We start from the raw sequence: 19483 nt of genomic DNA, 5'->3' as shown, positions 1-19483 counted from the left end.
GTTTCAAAATTTTGGTATTTAAAATTATCAATTTGGAATTTAGCTATCTTTGGCGCTTATTCAAATTGTTCAAAATGAATCGGACTTTCGCCTTCCTTCTGTCTATTTTTCCATTTTTTATTTTTGCCCAGCTTAAGTCGCCATCCGAGTTTTTGGGATATGAGATTGGCACCCAATTTTCCCGCCATGCCGATGTGGTTTCCTATTTCGAGCATGTGGCCGCGAATAGTGGAATGGTTACATATTCCGATTACGGAAAAACCAACGAGCGTCGACGATTGACTTATGCTGTAATTTCTTCCGAAGAAAACCTTGCAAACATAGAGCAGATACGGACCGACAATTTAAGGAATATTGGTATTTTAAACGGTGCATCCTCTCCGGAAAAGGCTATTGTCTGGCTGAGTTATAACGTGCACGGCAATGAAGCCAGCAGTAGTGAGGCCGCGATGAATACAGTTTATAAATTGATAACCGAACACCCGGATTATCTTAACAATGTGGTGATAATTATGGATCCGGGCGTTAATCCCGATGGGCGCGACCGATACGTAAATTGGTACAACCAAGTAAAAGCTACGCCGTATAATCCGTCACAGGATGCAACAGAACACCACGAGCCATGGCCCGGCGGCCGCCCCAATCATTATCTTTTCGATTTAAATCGTGATTGGATGTGGGCAAGCCAAGTAGAAACCCAGCAACGCTTAAAAATATATAACCAATGGATGCCGCAGATCCATGTGGATTTTCACGAACAGGGAATAAACGACCCGTATTATTTCGCACCCGGCGCGGAACCTTATCACGAAATTATTACACCTTGGCAGCGTGAATTCCAAAATAAAATTGGGAAGAACAACGCCAAATATTTTGATGAAAACGGCTGGCTTTTCTTTACCCGCGAGAGTTTTGATTTGCTCTACCCGAGTTATGGCGATACGTACCCATTATTTATGGGCGCCATCGGGATGACTTATGAACAGGCGGGGCACGGCCGTGCCGGTTTAGGGATTTATAATGATGAAGAAATTGAACTTACATTAATTGACCGTGTGGCGCACCACACCGCTACCGGACTTTCAACTATTGAAGTCGCCTCGGCACAGGCCGCATCACTTAATTCGGAATTTAAAACGTTTTTCCAAAATGATAATTTGAAGTATAAAAGCTTTGTTTTAAAAGGCAATGCTGATAATTTGAAGGCGCTCACGGAAATGCTGGATCGCCACGAAATAAAATATGGATATGCAACGGGCGGAAGTGTAAGTGGCTTCAATTATTACGAAAATAAAAAGGGCAAAATGGAAACCGACGGGGCGTTGGTTGTAAGCACCAATCAGCCCAAGGGCAAAATGGTGCACGTTCTTTTTGAACCCAATGCGGCGCTGTCAACACCGCTAACTTATGATATTACCGCGTGGAGCTTGCCGTATGCATTTGGTCTTGAAACGGTTGCTAGCACTACTTTGGTAGCGGCAACTTCAACTTCCCCAAATACTATTGTTACAAATATTTCCTCTCCAAATACGGCGGGCTACATTGCCAAATGGAACAGCTTAAAGGATGCCGAATTTCTTTCCGAATTATTGAAGCATGATATAAAGGTTCGCTTTTCAGAAAAGGAACTTGGATTTGGCGGGCAAAACTTTGGGCGTGGGAGTTTAATTATTACGAAGAGCGACAATAGAAACAATCCAGATTTCCATAAAACCGTCACCGAGATAGCGAACAAAATAGGGCGTCAATTGTATGCATCGCCCACGAGCTATGGTGATAATTTAACCGATTTTGGGTCGCTTTACGTTCATTTAATTACAAGCCGGCGTGTAGCAATGTTGCAAGGCCCGGGCACTTCGTCATTAAGCTATGGTGCACTTTGGCATTTTTTTGAAACCCAATTGAAATACCCCATCACTTCCATAAATACGGATGATGTGGCGGGTGTTGAATGGAGTGATTATGATGTGCTGGTGTTGCCTGACGGCAATTATAAATCGATACTAAGTGACGATATTTTTAAAACGCTGGAACAATGGGTAGAGAAGGGCGGAAAAATTATAGCAATTGCAAACGCTATGCGCATTTTTGAAGGAAAGGAAGGTTTCGATTTAAAACATAATGAAATGGAAGCGCTAGAAAAGGCGCAGGATACCTTGGGAAATATGATTCCCTATGCACAACGAGAAATGGAGAGCACGAAGGATTTTATCACGGGAAGTATTTATAAAATAACTTTGGACAAAACGCATCCGTTGGCTTTCGGTTATGACGATGCGTATTATAGTTTAAAACTTGGCAATGATTCGTATAAATTTTTGAATGATGGATATAATGTTGGGTATATCACCGAGCCCGAAAGTGTTTCGGGGTTTTCGGGAGAAACGGCAAAGGCATCTTTAAGAAACTCAATTGTTTTTGCGGAAGCGAAAAAAGGTAGTGGCAGTGTGATTTATATGGTTGATGATGTTTCCTTCCGATCGTTTTGGCAGAATGGAAAATTATTTTTGGCGAATGCCGTATTTTTTGTGAATGCTGGGGTGAATTAAAAAATGATACCGTTCTTATTCCTTCGAATTAATGACGGAAACATCTTCAGTTTCAATTTTTGAAAGCAACTCCAGTTTTCCGGCTTCATAAAGTTCATCGAGAGTTTTTAAATCCACATTTTCCCACGGCTCGAGTTTATAATTTTCATAATCTACAATACGGATTCCATTGACCATACGGGGGTTATATGCTTTCCGAAAACGGATGCCGCCTTGGTCCGTAAAGAATTTATACGCGAAATAATCCACGGTAAAGTTTTCTTGGTTTATCCAATACATATAGACATCTTCGTGGTCTGCACCGCCGCCTTGCTCGGTAAAGGTTACCTGAATTTCGTAATAATTTTCGCCATCAATTTCTGCTTCGCCCACCACTTTCTTTTTCACGGATGGGGCGTTCAATCCGAATGGCAATTGCACAAAATAGATTACTGAGTTTACGGAATTGGAATATTTCGTTGCCGTGGAATCGGGCAAATTGATTTTCTGGGCGTTTACGAAACGCGTAAATCCGTCGTTGTTCAATACATCGTTCACTTCCCCGATAGAATCAGTGAAAGTGCGGCTGTATTCAAAAATCCCTTTGTTGTGCTTACTGCGATATTTTGTTTTGCGAAAGGTAAAATTTATGGTCGCCAGGTTATAATTGTCGCCGCCGGCATTTTCAATGGTTTTGTCAATAATCTGTTGTGCGGAAAGGGATTTGCTTTCCTCTTTACAGGAAACGAATAACAGGATGAAGCAGATTGCAGTAAGGAAACGCATCGGGTTTAAAGTTTTTATAAAGATACGAATAGCATTTCGGGAGTTGGTGTGTGGAATGGGTATTTATTTGCCAGGGAAACTATGGGAAATTGTACCCTTCTAACTATATATTCCCTATTGAGAAAATAGGAAGTTATTCCCCGTTATGGTTCCCACCAATTTTATAATGGATTTGATTATGGGCATTTGGTTCTATAATAGATTGGGCAGGATACAAGAAAGGAAATTTGTTGTTTTGTTGATTTGCAAATTTGTGGTATTGATTAAATGTTTAATCTTTTTGAGGGGATATAAAAGACAGGTACAGCAGAATCTGAATTACGAAATTATTTTAATGATTCGCACTAACATTCCGGACAGTTGGGCTCTCCGATCAAGCTGCCATTTTTATCGAATTCATATTTGCAGCATTGGGCAAATTTTTCCTTTAAAATATCTTTTGAACGCCTTATTCGTGCCTTAACATTAGCAAGGCTGATGGCCAAAATTTTTGCCGCTTCCTCTTGTTTTTTTCCTTGTATATAAACCAATTCAATGGTTTCTCTGTACTTGGGCGGGAGGTCGTTTATAAATTTATCGAAGCAGCAGTAATCATTCTTTTTTTCGGAAATGTTTTCCTCAATTTCCTCAAGGGGAGCTATATATTTTGATTCCTTATTAAAATGATTGGCTATTTCGTTCCGGGTAATTTGGAAAACCCAAGCTTTTACTTTCTCTTCATCTTTAAGTTGGTGCAGGCTTTTGTGGATTTTCAGAAAGGTATTCTGAAAAATATCGTGGGTGGCGGTTTCGTTTTTTACCTTTTTAAGGATGAAGAAATACACCTCTTCATTAAACCGGTTCCAAATTTTTTGTGTTTCCATATTCAAAAATAAAAAAGGTTGGCTTTGCAACCAACCTTTATTTATTTAACAGCAACTGCATTTGTTGCATTCGCATTTGCCGCAAGGGCAGTTATTTTGTGAGCAGTCATTGCAGTTGCATTTGGTGCAATTACAATTGGTACATATACAAGTATTCATAGTTATGGGTTTTTTATTGTTTGTATAGTAGACAGAAATCGGCTAAAAAGGATACATATATTTTGATTTTTTTTTTGAAGTCGTGATTAATAGTTTTGAAATTGCGAAAAATATTCGAAATAAATGATCGGCGAATTTGAAGTTAGATGTGCCGCAGAAAAGTGTTATTGTTTGAAGGCCTATATTTAAAAAAACTGTTACATTCATAAATTGAAAAATTGGAGGGTGATAAACCACGGGCAATTGGTAGACTAGTGAATAGCGAAAAGGGAATAACCAAGAGCTAAGAATCCAGAACTATGGACGAATTAACATATAGATCCATCAACTTTTAGACACATCCACTAAATAATGGCGCGCGTAGTACCAAAATCCATAACAGATAAAAAAGAGAAAACCAGTGTCCGTGATTCGTTTAAGGCGCTAAAAACCATTCCCCGATTTTTTAGGGAAATCTGGCGTGCCAGTCCGAAACTGTTTTTTGTAAATGCCTTCAGTCGGTTGTTGAATGCCTTTACACCCGTGGTAATTCTTTGGGTGGGGAAAATGATTATTGATGAAATAATCCTGCAAGTTTCCCTCATCGACAAAGATTTCACCCAACTTTGGAATCTCGTGCTTGTCGAATTCTGTGTGGCGGTACTTTCCGATCTTTTGGGAAGATTGATAAACTTGACCGACGGACTTTTGGGGGATTTATACAGCAACGCTTCCTCCGAAAAAATAATTCGAAAGACCAGCGAACTCACTATTGCCCAACTGGAAGACCCCGAGTTTTACGATAAATTGGAACGCGCCCGAACCCAAACAAACAGCCGGGTAGATTTAATGAGCAACGCTTTGGGACAAGCGGAGAGCCTCATTTCCATGATTTCGTTAATTGTGGGATTGATTTATTTTGAACCTATTTTGATTTTGATTCTGGTTCTCAGTATTATTCCTTCGTTTATAAATGAGGCGAAATTCAGCAGTACGCGTTATTCGCTGGCGCGCAGTTGGACCGCCGAACGCCGGGAATTGGATTACCTCCGTTTCATAGGCGCCAACAACCAAACCGCCAAGGAAATCAAACTTTTCGGGCTTACCGATTTTATCGCGGAACGTTTCAAAGGGCTCTCAAATGATTATTACCTCATCAACAAAAAACTGTCGCTCCGGCAGAGTCTGTACGGGTCGCTGTTCAACATTTTGGGCGTGCTCAGTTATTACGGCGCCTATGTGTACATCATTCTGCGGGTGCTTGCGGGCGCTATCACAATTGGTGAGCTTACCTTTCTTTCCGGGTCGTTCAACCGCTTGCGGAATAATTTACAAGGTTTCTTTTCGCGCTTTACCCGGATTTCCGAAAGTGCGCTTTACCTTCAGGATTACTTCGATTTTATAGATTTAACTGTCGAACAAACTGCCGAAGCAAAAACCCCACTCCCCGAAACCATCACCCAAGGTTTTCAGGTAAACGATCTACATTTCGCGTATGCAGGCAGCGAAACCGAAGTTTTGAAAGGCGTAACCTTTCATTTAAAAGCTGGCGAGAAAATGGCGTTCGTAGGCCAAAACGGCGCTGGCAAAACCACGCTCATAAAACTGTTTTTGCGCTTTTACGAACCCACGCAGGGCGAAATCCTTTTGGACGGCATCAACATAAACAAGTTTGATGTCGACGAATACCGAAAACGTTTTGGCGTCATTTTTCAAGACTTTTTTAAGTATGAGTTTACCCTGCGCGAAAACATAGCTGTGGGCAATATAGACCAAGTGCAGAACGATGAAGTGATAAGCTACGCCGCCAGCAAAAGCCTTGCGGAACAGGTAATAAACGAAATGGCGCACGGTCTGGAACAACGCCTGGGCAGAAGGTTTTACAAGGGCACAGAACTAAGCGGCGGGCAGTGGCAAAAGGTGGCGCTGGCCCGCGCCTATATGAAGGACGCCGACGTGATGGTGCTGGACGAACCCACCAGCGCGCTGGATGCCCAGGCAGAGTTTGATGTTTTTGAACGCTTTATAGCCCTCACCAAAGGCAAGACCAGCATTATTATTAGCCACCGTTTTAGCACCGTGCGTATGGCAGACCGTATTTTGGTATTGCAGGACGGCCACGTGCTGGAGCTGGGCACGCACCAAGAGTTAATGGCAAATCCAAAACTGTATGCGGACCTGTTTAAGTTGCAGGCGGCGGGGTATCAATGATTATGAATTTTGAAGGCAGAATTATTAATTTTGAATTATAAAGGCAGGAGCGGGACGCTCGCGCCAGCCGCGGAATCAGTAACTCTGAATTAATTGCAAAATCGTATTTTAAAAAGAAAAATCAGACTTGCTAACAAGGTCATTGTAATTGGAATAAAAGTATTTTCTAAAAAATAAATTCTTTCCTTACTTTTGGAAATATGACCTCACAAGATTTATACAATATTTTATAACAAACTTTTAAAAAGTGAAAAACAGAGAGCAAATAAAATATCGTATTGGACTAAAAAGATTTCTTAATGATCTTAAAAGAAAAAATAAAAAGAAGGAAGAAAGAAAACAAGAACAAGACAATTATCTTAGAGCTAAGGAAGAACTAAATGGTGATTTGTCTTATCAAAATCAAATAGAGAAATGGCTACCGTCAAACCTATCATATATTTTATCTAACGAAAAAGCCAAATTTGATAAATCTATAAGTCGAAAAAAAGTTTATGAAAATACTTTCAAAATAAAAGTACCTGAAATTTTCAGTTTAATTGAGAATGGAAATAATTCTTATAAGTTCATTAGGAAGTTAACAATAAATATATTATTAGATCAACATAAAACTATTGAAATAGACTATTCAGAGTGCAAAAGAATAGAGCTTTCGGCTCAAATTTATCTGGATATGATTTTACAAGATCTTCTTAAATTTATCAGCCGACGAAATAATAATAAAAATACTCAATCAAAAATTAGAAGCTTATCCGGTATTAATATACATAACCATGATATTCGAAAATTGTTATTTTCTATTGGATCACCAGCAATAATTTCAAAAGGGTATATAAAATTTCCAGATATAATAACATACAAACTTTGCGTACATAATAAAGAATTTAATAAGATTGAGAATGCCAAACGAAAGGAGGTAGATTCTACGGAAATGGTCGATTATGTTATTGATTCTTTAGCAAGTTTGAATAAAGAATTAACTGGAGATAGTATTGAAGACCTAAGTATTGTGATTGGAGAAATATTAATTAATGCGGAAGAACATTCAACTACAAAGTATAGATATTCTACCGGATTTTTTCAAAAACACGAAAATGGGGGTGAGGATTTTGGTGTTTTTCATTTAGCAATAATGAATTTTGGAGAAACTATTTATGAGAAATTTAAATCACCCACTTGTACTAATGAAGACATGAAGAAAAGAATGGCTGATATTTCAAGTCGATATACAAAGAAAAGTTTGTGGTCAAAATCATTAGATGAAGAAACATTATGGACACTTTATGCGTTACAACAAGGAATAACATCGGTGTCGATTGAAAGTTCCAAGAGAGGTAATGGTTCGATTCAATTTATAGAGAGTTTTTTTAATTTAAAAGGCACAAATGAAAATGCTGATGAAGTTTCAAGAATGGCTATCATTTCAGGAAATACTAATATCATATTTGATGGAAGTTATAACATTCAGACCAAGACGATGGGTACTGACACTTTTAAAGTTATGACATTTAATAAAACCAATAATATTGAAGAAAAACCCGATTCAAGATATGTAAAATCGGTCAATGATTACTTTCCAGGAACTGTAATAAGTGCAAGAATATTAATTAGTAAAGACGATATTATATGAGAAACCAGATTAGATTAGAAGATTATAGAACTCCAAAAGCCAAGATATTCACAGGCAGAGATCGAGGGATACAAGTTAGGGAAGATTCAAAAATTGATAAACTTGAAGAAGAATTTAGTATTATTGAATTTATAATACCAACAAACTTATATTCGATTAATCCATCATTTTTCGAAGAATTATTTGTAAATGTGGTTACCAAACTCGGTGAAAGAGGTTTTTATGATAAATTCAAATTTATTAATGAAGGAAATTACAATTATCAAAAACCATTGGATGAGGCAGTAACTAGGATATTAAGGAAGAAAACCGCTTTAGATATATAATATTATGGATTGCATAAATTTCAACAACTTAGATCTTGATGTTATTGATAAAATATCTAATATAATTATTGCCTTTTTAACTTTAATTTTCACAATATATATATTTGTTTTTACTACAAGAAAGGGAAATGCCCAATTAGCAAAGGATAGAAAAACAGATTCTCTAAAAACAATAATTCTTGAACATAACCTAAAAAATTTGTTTTCATTTTATGAAAATATTTTAATAACCATGGCTCCTCTTGCCTCACGAAAGCATTCTGATTTTGATAAACAAGAATTAAATAATCAGTTACAAAATGATTTAAAAGATTTGAGATTAAGATTTACCGATTTATTGTTAGCAGTAGATGGTAATCTTTATGAGAATGTAAAAAAATGTTCGGATGTTTTAATTGATATTTTGACCGAAAAAATGTTCGAGGAAAATATTAATCTACAAAATAAGTCCGATTATGATAATAATATTATTGGAAGCATAAGTCAATCAAAAACAGAAATTATTAAAATTTTGTATGAATACAACAGTTGATCCCTGCTAGCCTCCGCAACCGCGAGCATCCCGCTCGTGTTTCCTATCTAATGCAAGTAAATCGCAACTCACACAAAGTCAATTGCAACTCACACAAAGCCAATTGCAACTCATACAACGCTAATTGCAACTCACACAATGCCGATTGCAACTCACACAATGCCATATGCATATTCTCCTGTCATCCCCCCGCTAGCGCGAGCGTCCCGCTCGTGCCCACAGCCTCCAATCTGCGTTACAATATTCCGAAGAAAGACCATTATATTTTAGTATTCCCCTAATAATTTTCCCAATTATTTAGCTATCTTTAACGCAATCCTCACTAGGGCTTCTGAAAGGTTGCCAACAGTGGGGATTTTTTTGTATTCAAAAGTTTCTTTTTTAATCTCTCTAAATTAAAATGAAAAACACCGCGGAGGGCGAAAAGCGCATAGAGTAGCCACAATCTTCTAATTTTATACCAATGAAAAAATTAAAAACAGTATTTGCAATTATGTTTTTTGCCGTTGCCTTAAGTACCACCGCAACCGCACAACAGTATTTTACTTATGACGGGGACGATTTTAATGTGTATTTAAAAACCAATTCCGATAATTCCCAGGTCTTGGAAGTTTCCTTTACAGATGCGGCAAAATCTTCCTGGAACCAATTTAGCATTTCGGACTATTATGATGTATCCGACGGCTTTGGCTATGTTGTGAACGATGGGGCAGGACAGCAATTTAGCATAGATTATTTTGGGTACGGAGACTATATTGTAGTAAGAAATGAGGCCACAGGGGAGGAGTGGACCCTGAATAGAAGACCGGAATAAGTAAGTAAAAAATAATCGTCTTTATAAACCGGTATGCCACAAAAAGGCGTACCGATTTGTTTTAAGCAAATGGAATAAAATCTGTTTTTCCCAACAGGTAATCGTGCAGTTCAAACCTACAGACGTTTCTATTTGAAATAGCAAACCAGTGTCAAAACTTTAAATTTACGTATGTCGTTTGGGTAGAAAACATAAGTGAAAGTAGGTTGAGAATTGTTGGATGAAAGTTTCTTTTTTGTTATTTTTCGCAAAAACGAAATAGAAAACAAACTTTGGAAAAATCCTTTAAATCCCTTAAGTACTTACCCAAAGCCATCACTTCACTTTCCTTTCTAATTTTTTTGTTAGCGATCTTTTTCTTATTTCAAGGTAGGAAACATGAGTATTTTAGAATAGCGAATATTGATGCCTATCTGCCAGATTTTTATACACATATTTCCAATTTTTCAATTAGTTGTTTATTGTATGCGGGAATAGGATATTTTTGGTTGATGGCGGGATTACGGTTTAAATATATCATTGGTTTGGGAATAGCGGTGTTGGCAAGTAATTTCATTTATGAAATGTTTATTGGTATACTGAACACCCCAGATATTATCGATGCTTATTACGGCGCAGTGGGAACGGCGTTTGCTTTTCTCTTCTTATTAATTACTTGGAAATATGGGTTGAAACCAAACCCAAATGTTAATAATGCTGATATATAGGCTTGGAAAAAAGTATAAATTATCTCTGATTCCCGCGAAATGAAAAATGATAGAATCTACAAAATAACCTTTGCTAGCGTATATCCACTTTATGTAGCCAAAGTCAAGAAATTAGATCGCAGCACGGCACAAACCAATGATATAATACTATTATCTTTTGAAAAACCATCCACCTTTTCGTCACGGAGAATGGTTTTTCATACACCAAGAAATTGCTACACTTGTTATTGAAAACCCTAATTAAACAATTAAGTATATTCCCTATATTTACCACACTTTATAAACAAACACCCTGTGTTTTCTAAATGATACCATTCAAAGCGCTTCCAGCAATATTTCTGCTTCTTGCCATAACTTCTTTCCTATCCTGCAACAATGATGAAAAAGAAAAAAATACCGTTCCAACCAACAATCTATTGGGGATCTGGCAGCGGAGCGATGTGAGCGAAATGTATGACTTCAAATTATATTTCAATACTGAAAATGAAGGCTACATTACGGAATATATTGCCAATCCGGACAGCACCGCTATTTCCAACCTTCGTCCCTTTACCTGGCACACGAGTGAGAATACTTTAACCTTAGACTATGATGATGGTGAGAATGACACCACCCCATTTTCAATTAATGCTGATGGCCAATTGTTTGTGCCCGGTTTAAGCGGACTTCAATTCAATAAACTATAAAAAACACTATTCCGCCGTCATTATCACGACATATTCTGGAATTGTTCCCAAACAAAAACACACTCATTTTTTCCCAAATAAGCGCATGAATCTTGCCTTTTGAGGAAATAAATCTCATGTAAAATTATTACATTCGGGAAGCCCAACACTTTATGGCACTAACGCTACGAACTAACAAACAATGGGCACAAATTGAAAATAGTATGGAAACATCTGTATGGCTTTACATAATCATAGGTTTTCTCGGTTTGCTCTTGCCTTGGCTTAAGAGTTTGGAAAATTTTCAACTGATAAACGTGCCTATCGTGGCAATACTTTTGGGTATGGTTATCTACCTCCTGCCATTGGACCTACCAACTCCAGACCCTATTGAGCACAATGGAATTATATTGAGACTTTCCGAAATTGCAGTAATCATAAGCTTAATGGGAGCAGGATTAAAGCTGAGCCGAACTTTTTCATTAAAGGCATATAGGGTTCCCATTCTTCTTGTGGTCATAACCATGTTGGGTTGTATAGCGGTTACCGCTGCCATCGGGTGGTGGTTCGGTTTGGGGGCAGCCTCCGCACTTTTGCTGGGAGCCGTCTTTGCCCCAACTGATCCTGTACTCGCCAGTGAAATGCAGGTAAAACTGGAAGAAGATGAAGAGGAGGAGCATCCAGTACAGTTCAACATTACTGCCGAAGCGGGCATAAATGATGGTATGGCCTTCCCCTTTACTTGGTTGGCAATATGGGTGGCCATTTATGGATGGGACCACACGGAATGGTTGCAGACCTGGTTGTTACAGGATTTATTGTATCGTATTGTGGGTGGTCTAATCATTGGATATCTATTCGGCAAGGCAATTGCTTGGATTTTCTTTGAATTCCCAAAGGGGGTTCGTATTGCTCCTAAACTCTTGGGTTTCTTGGCTGTGTTCATTACCTTCTTTGTCTATGGAATTGCCGAGGCAGTGCATGCCTATGGGTTTATTGCCGTTTTTGTTGCAGCAATTACCATTCGCCATTTTGAGAAAACCCACAGCTTCCATAAAGAAATGCACAATGTGATAAAACAAGTAGAACAGCTGTTCATCACCATACTTTTGTTGTGTCTTGGGGGATATATCGTCACGCATTGGTTTAATGCGCTCACGCTCCCTATGTTAGGGATGGGCCTGATTTTTATATTTATAATACGTCCGCTTTTCGGAATCGTGCCTACCCTTGGAACGACAATGCCGTGGAAACAACGTTGGGCAGTAGCTTTTTTGGGAATTAAGGGCGTAGGTTCGTTCTTTTATTTGGCATTTGCGCTACACGAGGTAAATTTTCCACAAAAGGAATTACTGTGGGGTACAGTCGCATTCTTGGTGGTAATTTCTGCAGTTGTGCATCGTGTGGCAGGATTCTATGTAAAGAAAAAAATATTGTAAAATGTTTCGTACTGCGCCAAAGAACACAAAATAGAGTAGCGAATTTGATCAAAAAATCTTGTTGGTACGGCCTTTCCGCTTATTGAAATTCCCTGCTCTTTTAATATTTTGTTATAACTGTACTTATGTCGCGTTAAACCTTTTTTGCAAACACTTCTGTTGCCTTACTTTTAAGGGAATCAAAAAAAATAAATGCTATGAAAAACAAGGATAACAATTCAAAGGAAAACACTTCAAAGGAAAACAATTCAAAAGAGAAATTGCCCTATGATCCCAATATCACGGAGCACGATAAAGATATTTTGCGCCAGGAAAATATTCACGGTGATGGGGGTGATGACCAGTTTTTAAAGGATAGAAAGGAAGAAGTAGATTTTTCCGGCGAAGATCTGGATGTGCCCGGAAGCAATAACTATAGAAAAGGACAAGGCACCCACGGGTTGCCGGATGAGGAAAACCAGTTATATAGCCAGGGCGGGGATAGTAAGGAGAATTTGGAAAGGGACGATAGTTCTTTATAATTTGAATGGGGTGTTTTTTTATTGAAGAGACATCCCTTTTTTTTGGATTAGGCTTTAGGCTTTAGGCTGTAGGCTGTAGGCTTTAGGCTGTAAGCTTTAGGCTTTAAGCTTTGTGCTAGTAGTTCTGATTGGGATGTTTTATTGAATATTTTTCACCAATGGAGCGTGCTTTCCAGGATTATGGAATTTCCTTTATCATCATCGGTGATAAGGACCACTTTGGTGTTTCCGGTTGTGATTTCCTCTTTTACCGTGACTGACTCTACCTTTAATCGGGCTTCGGTATATGGAATTTCACAGTATTTATATTCTTCAGAAATGGTGTTGTTTGCAATATCAACCATTCCGATAAAACTTCCTAATATTTCGCCGTCATCGTAGGCATTGTCGGTATTTTCCACAGAGGCAGTGAAAATAATTTTTGGTTCGCGCTGTAAAGCTGTGGCGCCAGAGAAACCTGCTTCTATTCCGTTTATTTTCGGCAAGGAAAATTGCTTGATCTCCGGTTCCGGAAATTCTATTTCGCCTTTTATATATTTTATTAATGAGGGGTATTCGAACTTTATAATCAAGTTTTTCTTGCGGTTAAAAAGATAGATGTGGTTGTTGAAAAATGCAGTGGCTTCAATATTTAATTCGGAATTCTTAAATATTGGCGTGTTTTTTAAATTTTGATAAAGTCTGGAAACATCATACTTTTCCACAGTTATGGAATCTTTTAAAAGAATACGAACAAACACATTTCTTTCGGGCGCTTTTGAGCCAGAGCCGAAAATAACAAGCTCGTTTTCACCTACGCGTTCCATTGCTTCAAAGTCCGGTTTATTGGCCTTTACTATTCTTTTTTCTGAAAAATTGACCGAATCCAAAAGCGGGGTTTTTGATACAAGCTTGAAATTTTTATCCAGCGAAAACAGAAATGGGGAATCATCGCCAATCACGAGATAGTTTTCTCCGTATTTTACGATGCCCGAACCACTGGGGATATTGTCAATTTTTATAATTTTTGAAACGGTGATTTTCATATTGGCTCCTTGTCAGGGCTGGGTGGGTTTTTTCAAATATAGATTAAAATTTGTGGCTTTAGGCTTTAGGCTATAGGCTTTAGGCTTTAGGCTGTACGTTTTAGAGGTTAGTGAGAGCGTTTTAATCTTGTCGTTTTAGTTTAAAAAATAATGTTTTGGAGACCTGGTTGTGGGGCGGGACGTTTGCGCTAGGGGGGTGCTTTATACCGCTTTAGTTGTGAAGAAAATTGTTTAAGGTTTTTAAATTATTGAAGGCGTCGCCCATTGTGTTATTAAAATATACATAGACCATTTTTCCCTCCTCAAGCCATTCCCTTACGATATTTGCGTACTCCTGTAAAAAATCTGTGGAATAGCTTTCTCGATAATTCCCTGCTGGTCCGTGAAAACGGAGATATACAAAATCGGATTTATGATTTAGCAATGGGGTTGCGGATTTTGGGTTATCCTGAATGACCAGGGCAGCTTTGTAATAATTCAATAAGTCATAAACATCTTCTTGGTACCACGATTTATTTCGAAACTCTACTGCTACTTTCCAACCTTGGTCGGGATCCGTTTCTTTTATACAGCTTAAAATTCTTTCTAATTGAATGGTGTATGCGCTGCTTATACTGGGGGGAAATTGGATGAGCAAACATCCTTTCCTTTCGCTGACTGAATTGATGGAATGTAGAAAGGAAACTACATCATCCTCATTAAAATCTAGGCCTTTGCTATGGGTGATGCCTTTCCACAATTTAAATGTGAAGCGAAAATGCTCAGGTACTGATGCAGCCCATTTGGTTACGGTTACCGGTCTGGGGATTTTGTAAAACGAACTGTTGATTTCAATGCTATTAAAGAAGGTGGCATAATAGGTCAATCTACTCACATTTTCATAGGGAGGTGGGAATAAATATTTGGGAATGGGCAACTGCAGGCCACTAAGCCCTGAATAATATTGCTTGTTGTTGGGAACGGTATTTTCCATATTCCGTAAAGATAATAACCGCTAAATAGTTTCGGAAATGTGGTTGTCTATTAATTTGTAGCTGTTGGTTGATAGTTGATGGTTGTTGGCTATTGGTTGATAGTTGTTGGTTGTTGGTTGATGGTTGTTGGGTGATGGTCCAATTATATAATGAAAACGCCCGCTTTTGCGGGCGTTTGGTTTAGATATTATATCCTTTTATTAGTTTGTATTCTGAGGATTGGAGGCCGTATTGCGATTTTACGCTTTCCTTTATTGTTTGAGAACGTTGGGATAGGACATCATAATTGGTGATACGAGCATCGGTTAGGGGTTTTTTGACACTGTATGTGGTTGTGACTTGTGTGTTTGCTTGAGTTAATTCTTCTAACTTTAGTTTAAGGTTTGCCACGGTTATTGAGGTATTGGTTGGGGTATATTCCAAACCAAAGGCTTCTAGGGTTGCAATCAAGTCTGCTAAATATTGTGTTTGGCTGCCGTAGGAACGGTGGGAGTTTGAAACGAATTCGCCATCGTCACTTCTTTTTAATTTTTTGGTGCTTTCCCCGCGTATTTGGTTTACGAGTGCTGCGATATCTTCAGCTTCTTGGGAGTTTTTGCCAAACTTTGCCTTTACATAACTTGAGATGGGCGATAAGAGTTTGGATAGCGAGGTTGGACTTTTTGAAAATTGGTCCTGACGTTCATCTACCGCCAATGAGAAATCGGACTCTGCACTGGCGATGAGGGTGTTGTTCGCTTTTAGTTCATCAATATAAGTGTTGTATTCCACAAGCGCTGTTTCTGGCGTTATGGGTACATAGCCGGTGAAGGTTGCTACGTTTGTGGACATTTGTTCTGCGTTGTACACGCGTGAGCCGTACGTTTTTTCTGATGTTGATCCCATGGTGTTTTGGTTTTTAGTTGTTAGTATTAAAATGTTAGTTGTGGAAATTAATTCTAGGGAGTTTTTAAATGTAAAACGCTTTTGTGGATTTTCAAAATTTTTTTTGCGCTAAAGTTCTAACAATGAATAATTAACAATGGGCAATGAGCAAATAATAATGAATAATGAGCAATTATCAATTGACAATATGGTTGTTGTAATGCTTCGTGCGGGAGATGAAATGGCTCGTGCGGGAGATGAAATGCCTCGTGCGAGAGTTGTAATGATTCGTGCGGGAGATGAAATGGCTCGTGCGGGAGATGAAATGCTTCGTGCGGGAGGTGAAATGTGTTGTGCGGGAGATGAAATGGTTCGTGCGGGAGATGAAATGCTTCGTGCGGGAGGTGAAATGGCTCGTGCGGGAGATGAAATGCTTCGTGCGGGAGGTGGAATGCTTCGTGCGGAAGTTGAAATGGCTTGTGTGTGATTGTTAGAGTTTCCAGTTGTTGCTTCTAGGCATCCTGCGGATTTGATTGATGGGTTTTTGGGGGAGGTTGTTGGGGTTTAGGGTGAATGACACGCATTGCAAACACGCGCCAGCTATTAGTATTATTACTTATATACTTTCTATTATTTCAAAAGTTTCTTCAATCATACTTTTTTGTGAGTTATCATTCTCTTTTAACAATGCTTTTTCTTCCTCTCCATTTCCTATACAAATTAGATGAGCTTTTTCTTTGAATATATCTCTTTTGTATTCTTTTATTCTGGAATCTTGATTTTTATCGTCCGCAATTGATAATATAGTTTGAGTATCTGTTGGATAATTGTTAGTAATAAATTTCAAGATTTTAATTCTATTACCTCCATCTATATCTTCTTTGAACACGCTATCTAAAATGAAAGGAAGCCTATGAATGTCAGTTGTTTGTGTAAGAAGATAATTGAAAGCAAAGTGATAACTTAAAACTGCTTTGTGAAGTTCAACACCTTGAAATGGAAATGAAGAAATTTCATATAGTTTATAAAACCTCTCATCTTTTAGTGCTGGTAAACCTAACTCACTGTTAAAAGTAAAATATTTACTTTTGAAAATATTACTCTTTTTGGTTCTATCGAAATTTATATCATCATCAGTTTTATATTTTTTTAACTCCTCTTTCTTGTGATTTAAATCAATCGTTAGTTGTCCAATTTGTTTAATTAGATTTTCTAAAAGTTGAGTATTTGCTTTGCTTTCTATATAGCTTTCAAGAGTAATATCATTTTCTGAATATTTATTAAATGTCTTAAAAGTAGAACCAATCTTGGCTCTATCCTCCTCGATTTTTTTATTTAATGAATTTAAAGAAGACTGCATTTTCTTTATTTTTTCATTCAAATCTTTTTTCAGGGATAACGTGTCATTTTCTTCTTGAAAAAATGAGTACACATCATCTATATTCGATGGTAAAATTTGAGTACAAGTAGGACAACTATCTTTACCTGGTTCTTGATTTTTATGATTTCGATTAACTTTAGAAACTACTGATAATCTTTGATTATAAAATGTTAATTTATTTGAATTATCTACATATAATTTTTCTAATTCTAATAATCTATTTTTTCTTTCAGAAATATCTGCAATTAGTGTATTCGCCCTACCTTTTAAGGTTTCGTCTATAACATTTGCTAATTTTAAGTCTTGATTGTCCTTTTCAACATCCTTATAAAATCGAATCTGCTGTTGTACTTTACTTACTTCTTTTTCAATTCGTCTTTTTTCTTCTCTATCAAAGACATTTTCTATGCCTAAATAGTAATCTAAAAAATCTTCTTTGAAGTTTTTATAGTAATTCAAATTACTAAATGACTTTCTAAGATATACCCAACCAACTTCTTGTGATACATAATATGGAAGAAAAATTGTTTCAATTGGTGCCTCATCAATTCCTGAATTTGATTCTAATTGAAGATTAAAATCAAATAATTCATTGAAATATTTCTTTAATTTGACGTGTTCTGCTGATTGGTCTGCACTAATTCCATTAAACCTGATAACTTTATTGTTTTTATCTTTAATTAAAAGTGTTTCATCTTGTCTAACAAAAACATATTTTTCCATTTCTTGATCACTTTTTATGGAACAGTCAATACGAACAAAGATGTTTTCTGATAAAATTTCCGACAATTTTATTTTATTGTCATTTATACCGAATGCAAATAAAATTAACTGAATTAATGTACTTTTCCCCGAAGTGTTTTTGCCATAAATCACATTTAATTTATCCTTAAATTCCGTAAAAAAGAATTTGTTGTTCTCTTCGCTGTGTATTAAAACACTATCTATATGTAGTTTTAAATTCATAGTGTATTTTTAATTTCAATATATGCTGCCACAATTGTGGCTTGGAGCTGTAGACTCGATAATGTGGAAGACTTTTCTTTATTAAAGGTGTTAATAAAATCAGTCATACAACCTTTATCGGTAGAATGGTTTTTGAAAATTTGTTTATTTTTTTCTACAAAATGAAAAATCTTTTGATGTTCACTCTCGTTTATATCCTTGAATTTATCAAAGCTGTTGTGATAATGTAATTCAAAAGTGGTTGCCTCAAAAAGATTGATATTTAATTCTTGGCGAATTTCGTCTCCTTTATCCCTCCAAAAGTCAAATGCTAATTTCTTAGTTGTAAGAATATTTAAAATATTTTCAATTTCATATGACTCAATTCTTTTTTTGTTGTCGCTTAATTTTGCAATATTACCTTGATTAAGTCTGCTTTCGATTGTTTTTAATTCATAATAAAATGAATATAGAGCGGCCTTATGGTCAGCAATACTATCTCCAAAAACTGAAATGAACATTCCGTTTAAAAGGTCTAATTGGGATTGTGATGTTCTATTTAAGTCAATGAATCGAAATTTTAAGGTTTCAAAATTTTCTTCATTTTCTTTGTCAAAAGTTACATTTTTATTCCCTTTAAGAATTTTGTCTTTTATATTCTGATCAAGGTCTTTGTAATTGTAGACTTGTGTTGCTTCATTAACAGTACAAGTAAAATCTTGTTTTTTAACTGTAGATTTTAATTCTATCGTATTGTTTGTAGCAAAATAGTTTTCTTGATTAAATGTTGAGGTTTTAGGATGTGGGTCATTAAGAATTGACTGACTAGTTTCAGCAATTTTTTTTATTATTTCAAGAATATTTCCACTTGTCCATTTTTTAGATGACTTTTTTGCTTGATACGTTTCAATTTTTGAAAGCTCGGTTTCATTTTCTAAAAATCCAAATACAATATCTTCGAGGTGTTCTAAAACAATAAAATATCTTTGATTTTTTAAAAGATTATATTTTTCAAGAAATAAGTAAATAGTGCAATTCTTTTGAAAATCCATTCCAATATTGGCATGAACTCCCGCATTAATTTCTGAACTATTTTTAATCGTCATTTATTATTTTTCTTATTAACCTCAGCTT

Annotated in this window: 19 protein-coding genes; 12 read left to right on the top strand and 7 right to left on the bottom strand. The window is 36.8% G+C overall.

The features are described from left to right. Positions 1–74 precede the first annotated feature (74 nt). Positions 75–2549 (top strand): M14 family metallopeptidase, encoded by a 2475-nt coding sequence (locus QRD02_RS11295; RefSeq protein WP_290255063.1) that lies wholly within the window; start codon positions 75–77, stop codon positions 2547–2549. 15 nt (positions 2550–2564) lie between these two features. Here QRD02_RS11295 and QRD02_RS11290 read toward each other — a convergent pair whose 3' ends face one another. Beyond that, entirely contained in the window at positions 2565–3314 is a 750-nt protein-coding gene (locus QRD02_RS11290) for a DUF6503 family protein (RefSeq protein WP_290255062.1), read from the bottom strand. 344 nt (positions 3315–3658) lie between these two features. Beyond that, entirely contained in the window at positions 3659–4177 is a 519-nt protein-coding gene (locus tag QRD02_RS11285; RefSeq protein ID WP_290255061.1) for a sigma-70 family RNA polymerase sigma factor, read from the bottom strand. A 510-nt stretch (positions 4178–4687) separates the two neighbouring features. Here QRD02_RS11285 and QRD02_RS11280 point away from each other — a divergent pair. The 10 genes from QRD02_RS11280 to QRD02_RS11240 all read left to right on the top strand — a co-directional run bounded on the left by QRD02_RS11280 (position 4688) and on the right by QRD02_RS11240 (position 13160). Next, positions 4688–6526: an ABC transporter ATP-binding protein gene (locus tag QRD02_RS11280; RefSeq protein WP_290255060.1), complete on the top strand. Its 1839-nt coding sequence runs from the start codon at positions 4688–4690 to the stop codon at positions 6524–6526. Between the two features lie 247 nt (positions 6527–6773). Beyond that, positions 6774–8156: a hypothetical protein gene (locus QRD02_RS11275; RefSeq protein WP_290255059.1), complete on the top strand. Its 1383-nt coding sequence runs from the start codon at positions 6774–6776 to the stop codon at positions 8154–8156. Continuing rightward, positions 8153–8482: an STAS-like domain-containing protein gene (locus QRD02_RS11270; RefSeq protein ID WP_290255058.1), complete on the top strand. Its 330-nt coding sequence runs from the start codon at positions 8153–8155 to the stop codon at positions 8480–8482. Before QRD02_RS11275 ends, QRD02_RS11270 begins: the two co-directional genes overlap by 4 nt. Positions 8483–8486: 4 nt before the next feature. Continuing rightward, complete coding sequence (locus QRD02_RS11265; protein ID WP_290255057.1) at positions 8487–9014, top strand: hypothetical protein; 528 nt, start codon at positions 8487–8489, stop codon at positions 9012–9014. Between the two features lie 463 nt (positions 9015–9477). Next, the gene (locus tag QRD02_RS11260) at positions 9478–9828 is read left to right on the top strand and encodes a hypothetical protein (RefSeq protein WP_290255056.1); all 351 of its coding nucleotides are present in this window, start codon (positions 9478–9480) and stop codon (positions 9826–9828) included. A 272-nt stretch (positions 9829–10100) separates the two neighbouring features. Further along, positions 10101–10535, top strand: a complete 435-nt coding sequence (locus QRD02_RS11255) for a hypothetical protein (RefSeq protein WP_290255055.1) — start codon at positions 10101–10103, stop codon at positions 10533–10535. Positions 10536–10574: 39 nt separating this feature from the next. Beyond that, positions 10575–10766, top strand: a complete 192-nt coding sequence (locus tag QRD02_RS14425; RefSeq protein WP_353959578.1) for a DUF2200 family protein — start codon at positions 10575–10577, stop codon at positions 10764–10766. Between the two features lie 74 nt (positions 10767–10840). Next, positions 10841–11221, top strand: a complete 381-nt coding sequence (locus QRD02_RS11250; protein WP_290255054.1) for a hypothetical protein — start codon at positions 10841–10843, stop codon at positions 11219–11221. A 152-nt stretch (positions 11222–11373) separates the two neighbouring features. Continuing rightward, a complete protein-coding gene (locus QRD02_RS11245) occupies positions 11374–12639 on the top strand; it encodes a cation:proton antiporter (protein WP_290255053.1) in 1266 nt (421 codons plus the stop codon). 197 nt (positions 12640–12836) lie between these two features. Continuing rightward, positions 12837–13160 carry a hypothetical protein gene (locus QRD02_RS11240; RefSeq protein ID WP_290255052.1) on the top strand — a complete coding sequence of 108 codons (324 nt, stop codon included), beginning with the start codon at positions 12837–12839 and terminating at the stop codon, positions 13158–13160. A gap of 152 nt (positions 13161–13312) precedes the next feature. Here QRD02_RS11240 and QRD02_RS11235 read toward each other — a convergent pair whose 3' ends face one another. The 3 genes from QRD02_RS11235 to QRD02_RS11225 form a co-directional block, all read right to left on the bottom strand. Continuing rightward, on the bottom strand, positions 13313–14185 hold the full coding sequence (locus tag QRD02_RS11235; RefSeq protein ID WP_290255051.1) for a DUF6929 family protein: 873 nt from the start codon (positions 14183–14185) through the stop codon (positions 13313–13315). Positions 14186–14396: 211 nt separating this feature from the next. Beyond that, complete coding sequence (locus QRD02_RS11230) at positions 14397–15158, bottom strand: DUF72 domain-containing protein (protein ID WP_290255050.1); 762 nt, start codon at positions 15156–15158, stop codon at positions 14397–14399. Between the two features lie 181 nt (positions 15159–15339). Beyond that, positions 15340–16044: a hypothetical protein gene (locus QRD02_RS11225; RefSeq protein WP_290255049.1), complete on the bottom strand. Its 705-nt coding sequence runs from the start codon at positions 16042–16044 to the stop codon at positions 15340–15342. Between the two features lie 136 nt (positions 16045–16180). Between QRD02_RS11225 and QRD02_RS11220 the strand changes: the two genes are divergently transcribed. Then, entirely contained in the window at positions 16181–16510 is a 330-nt protein-coding gene (locus tag QRD02_RS11220; protein ID WP_290255048.1) for a hypothetical protein, read from the top strand. A 129-nt stretch (positions 16511–16639) separates the two neighbouring features. Here the strand turns inward: QRD02_RS11220 and QRD02_RS11215 are convergent, their stop codons facing one another. Together QRD02_RS11215 and QRD02_RS11210 are read right to left on the bottom strand one after the other, a co-directional pair. Continuing rightward, the gene (locus QRD02_RS11215; protein ID WP_290255047.1) at positions 16640–18370 is read right to left on the bottom strand and encodes a hypothetical protein; all 1731 of its coding nucleotides are present in this window, start codon (positions 18368–18370) and stop codon (positions 16640–16642) included. Beyond that, positions 18367–19455: a hypothetical protein gene (locus QRD02_RS11210; protein ID WP_290255046.1), complete on the bottom strand. Its 1089-nt coding sequence runs from the start codon at positions 19453–19455 to the stop codon at positions 18367–18369. Before QRD02_RS11210 ends, QRD02_RS11215 begins: the two co-directional genes overlap by 4 nt. Positions 19456–19483 lie beyond the last annotated feature (28 nt).

The organism is Aequorivita aurantiaca (genome assembly GCF_030410135.1).
In the GTDB taxonomy this organism is placed as follows: domain Bacteria; phylum Bacteroidota; class Bacteroidia; order Flavobacteriales; family Flavobacteriaceae; genus Aequorivita; species Aequorivita aurantiaca.
The sequence above is the reverse complement of the archived record's forward strand: the minus strand, read 5'-3'. Positions and strand labels throughout refer to the sequence as shown.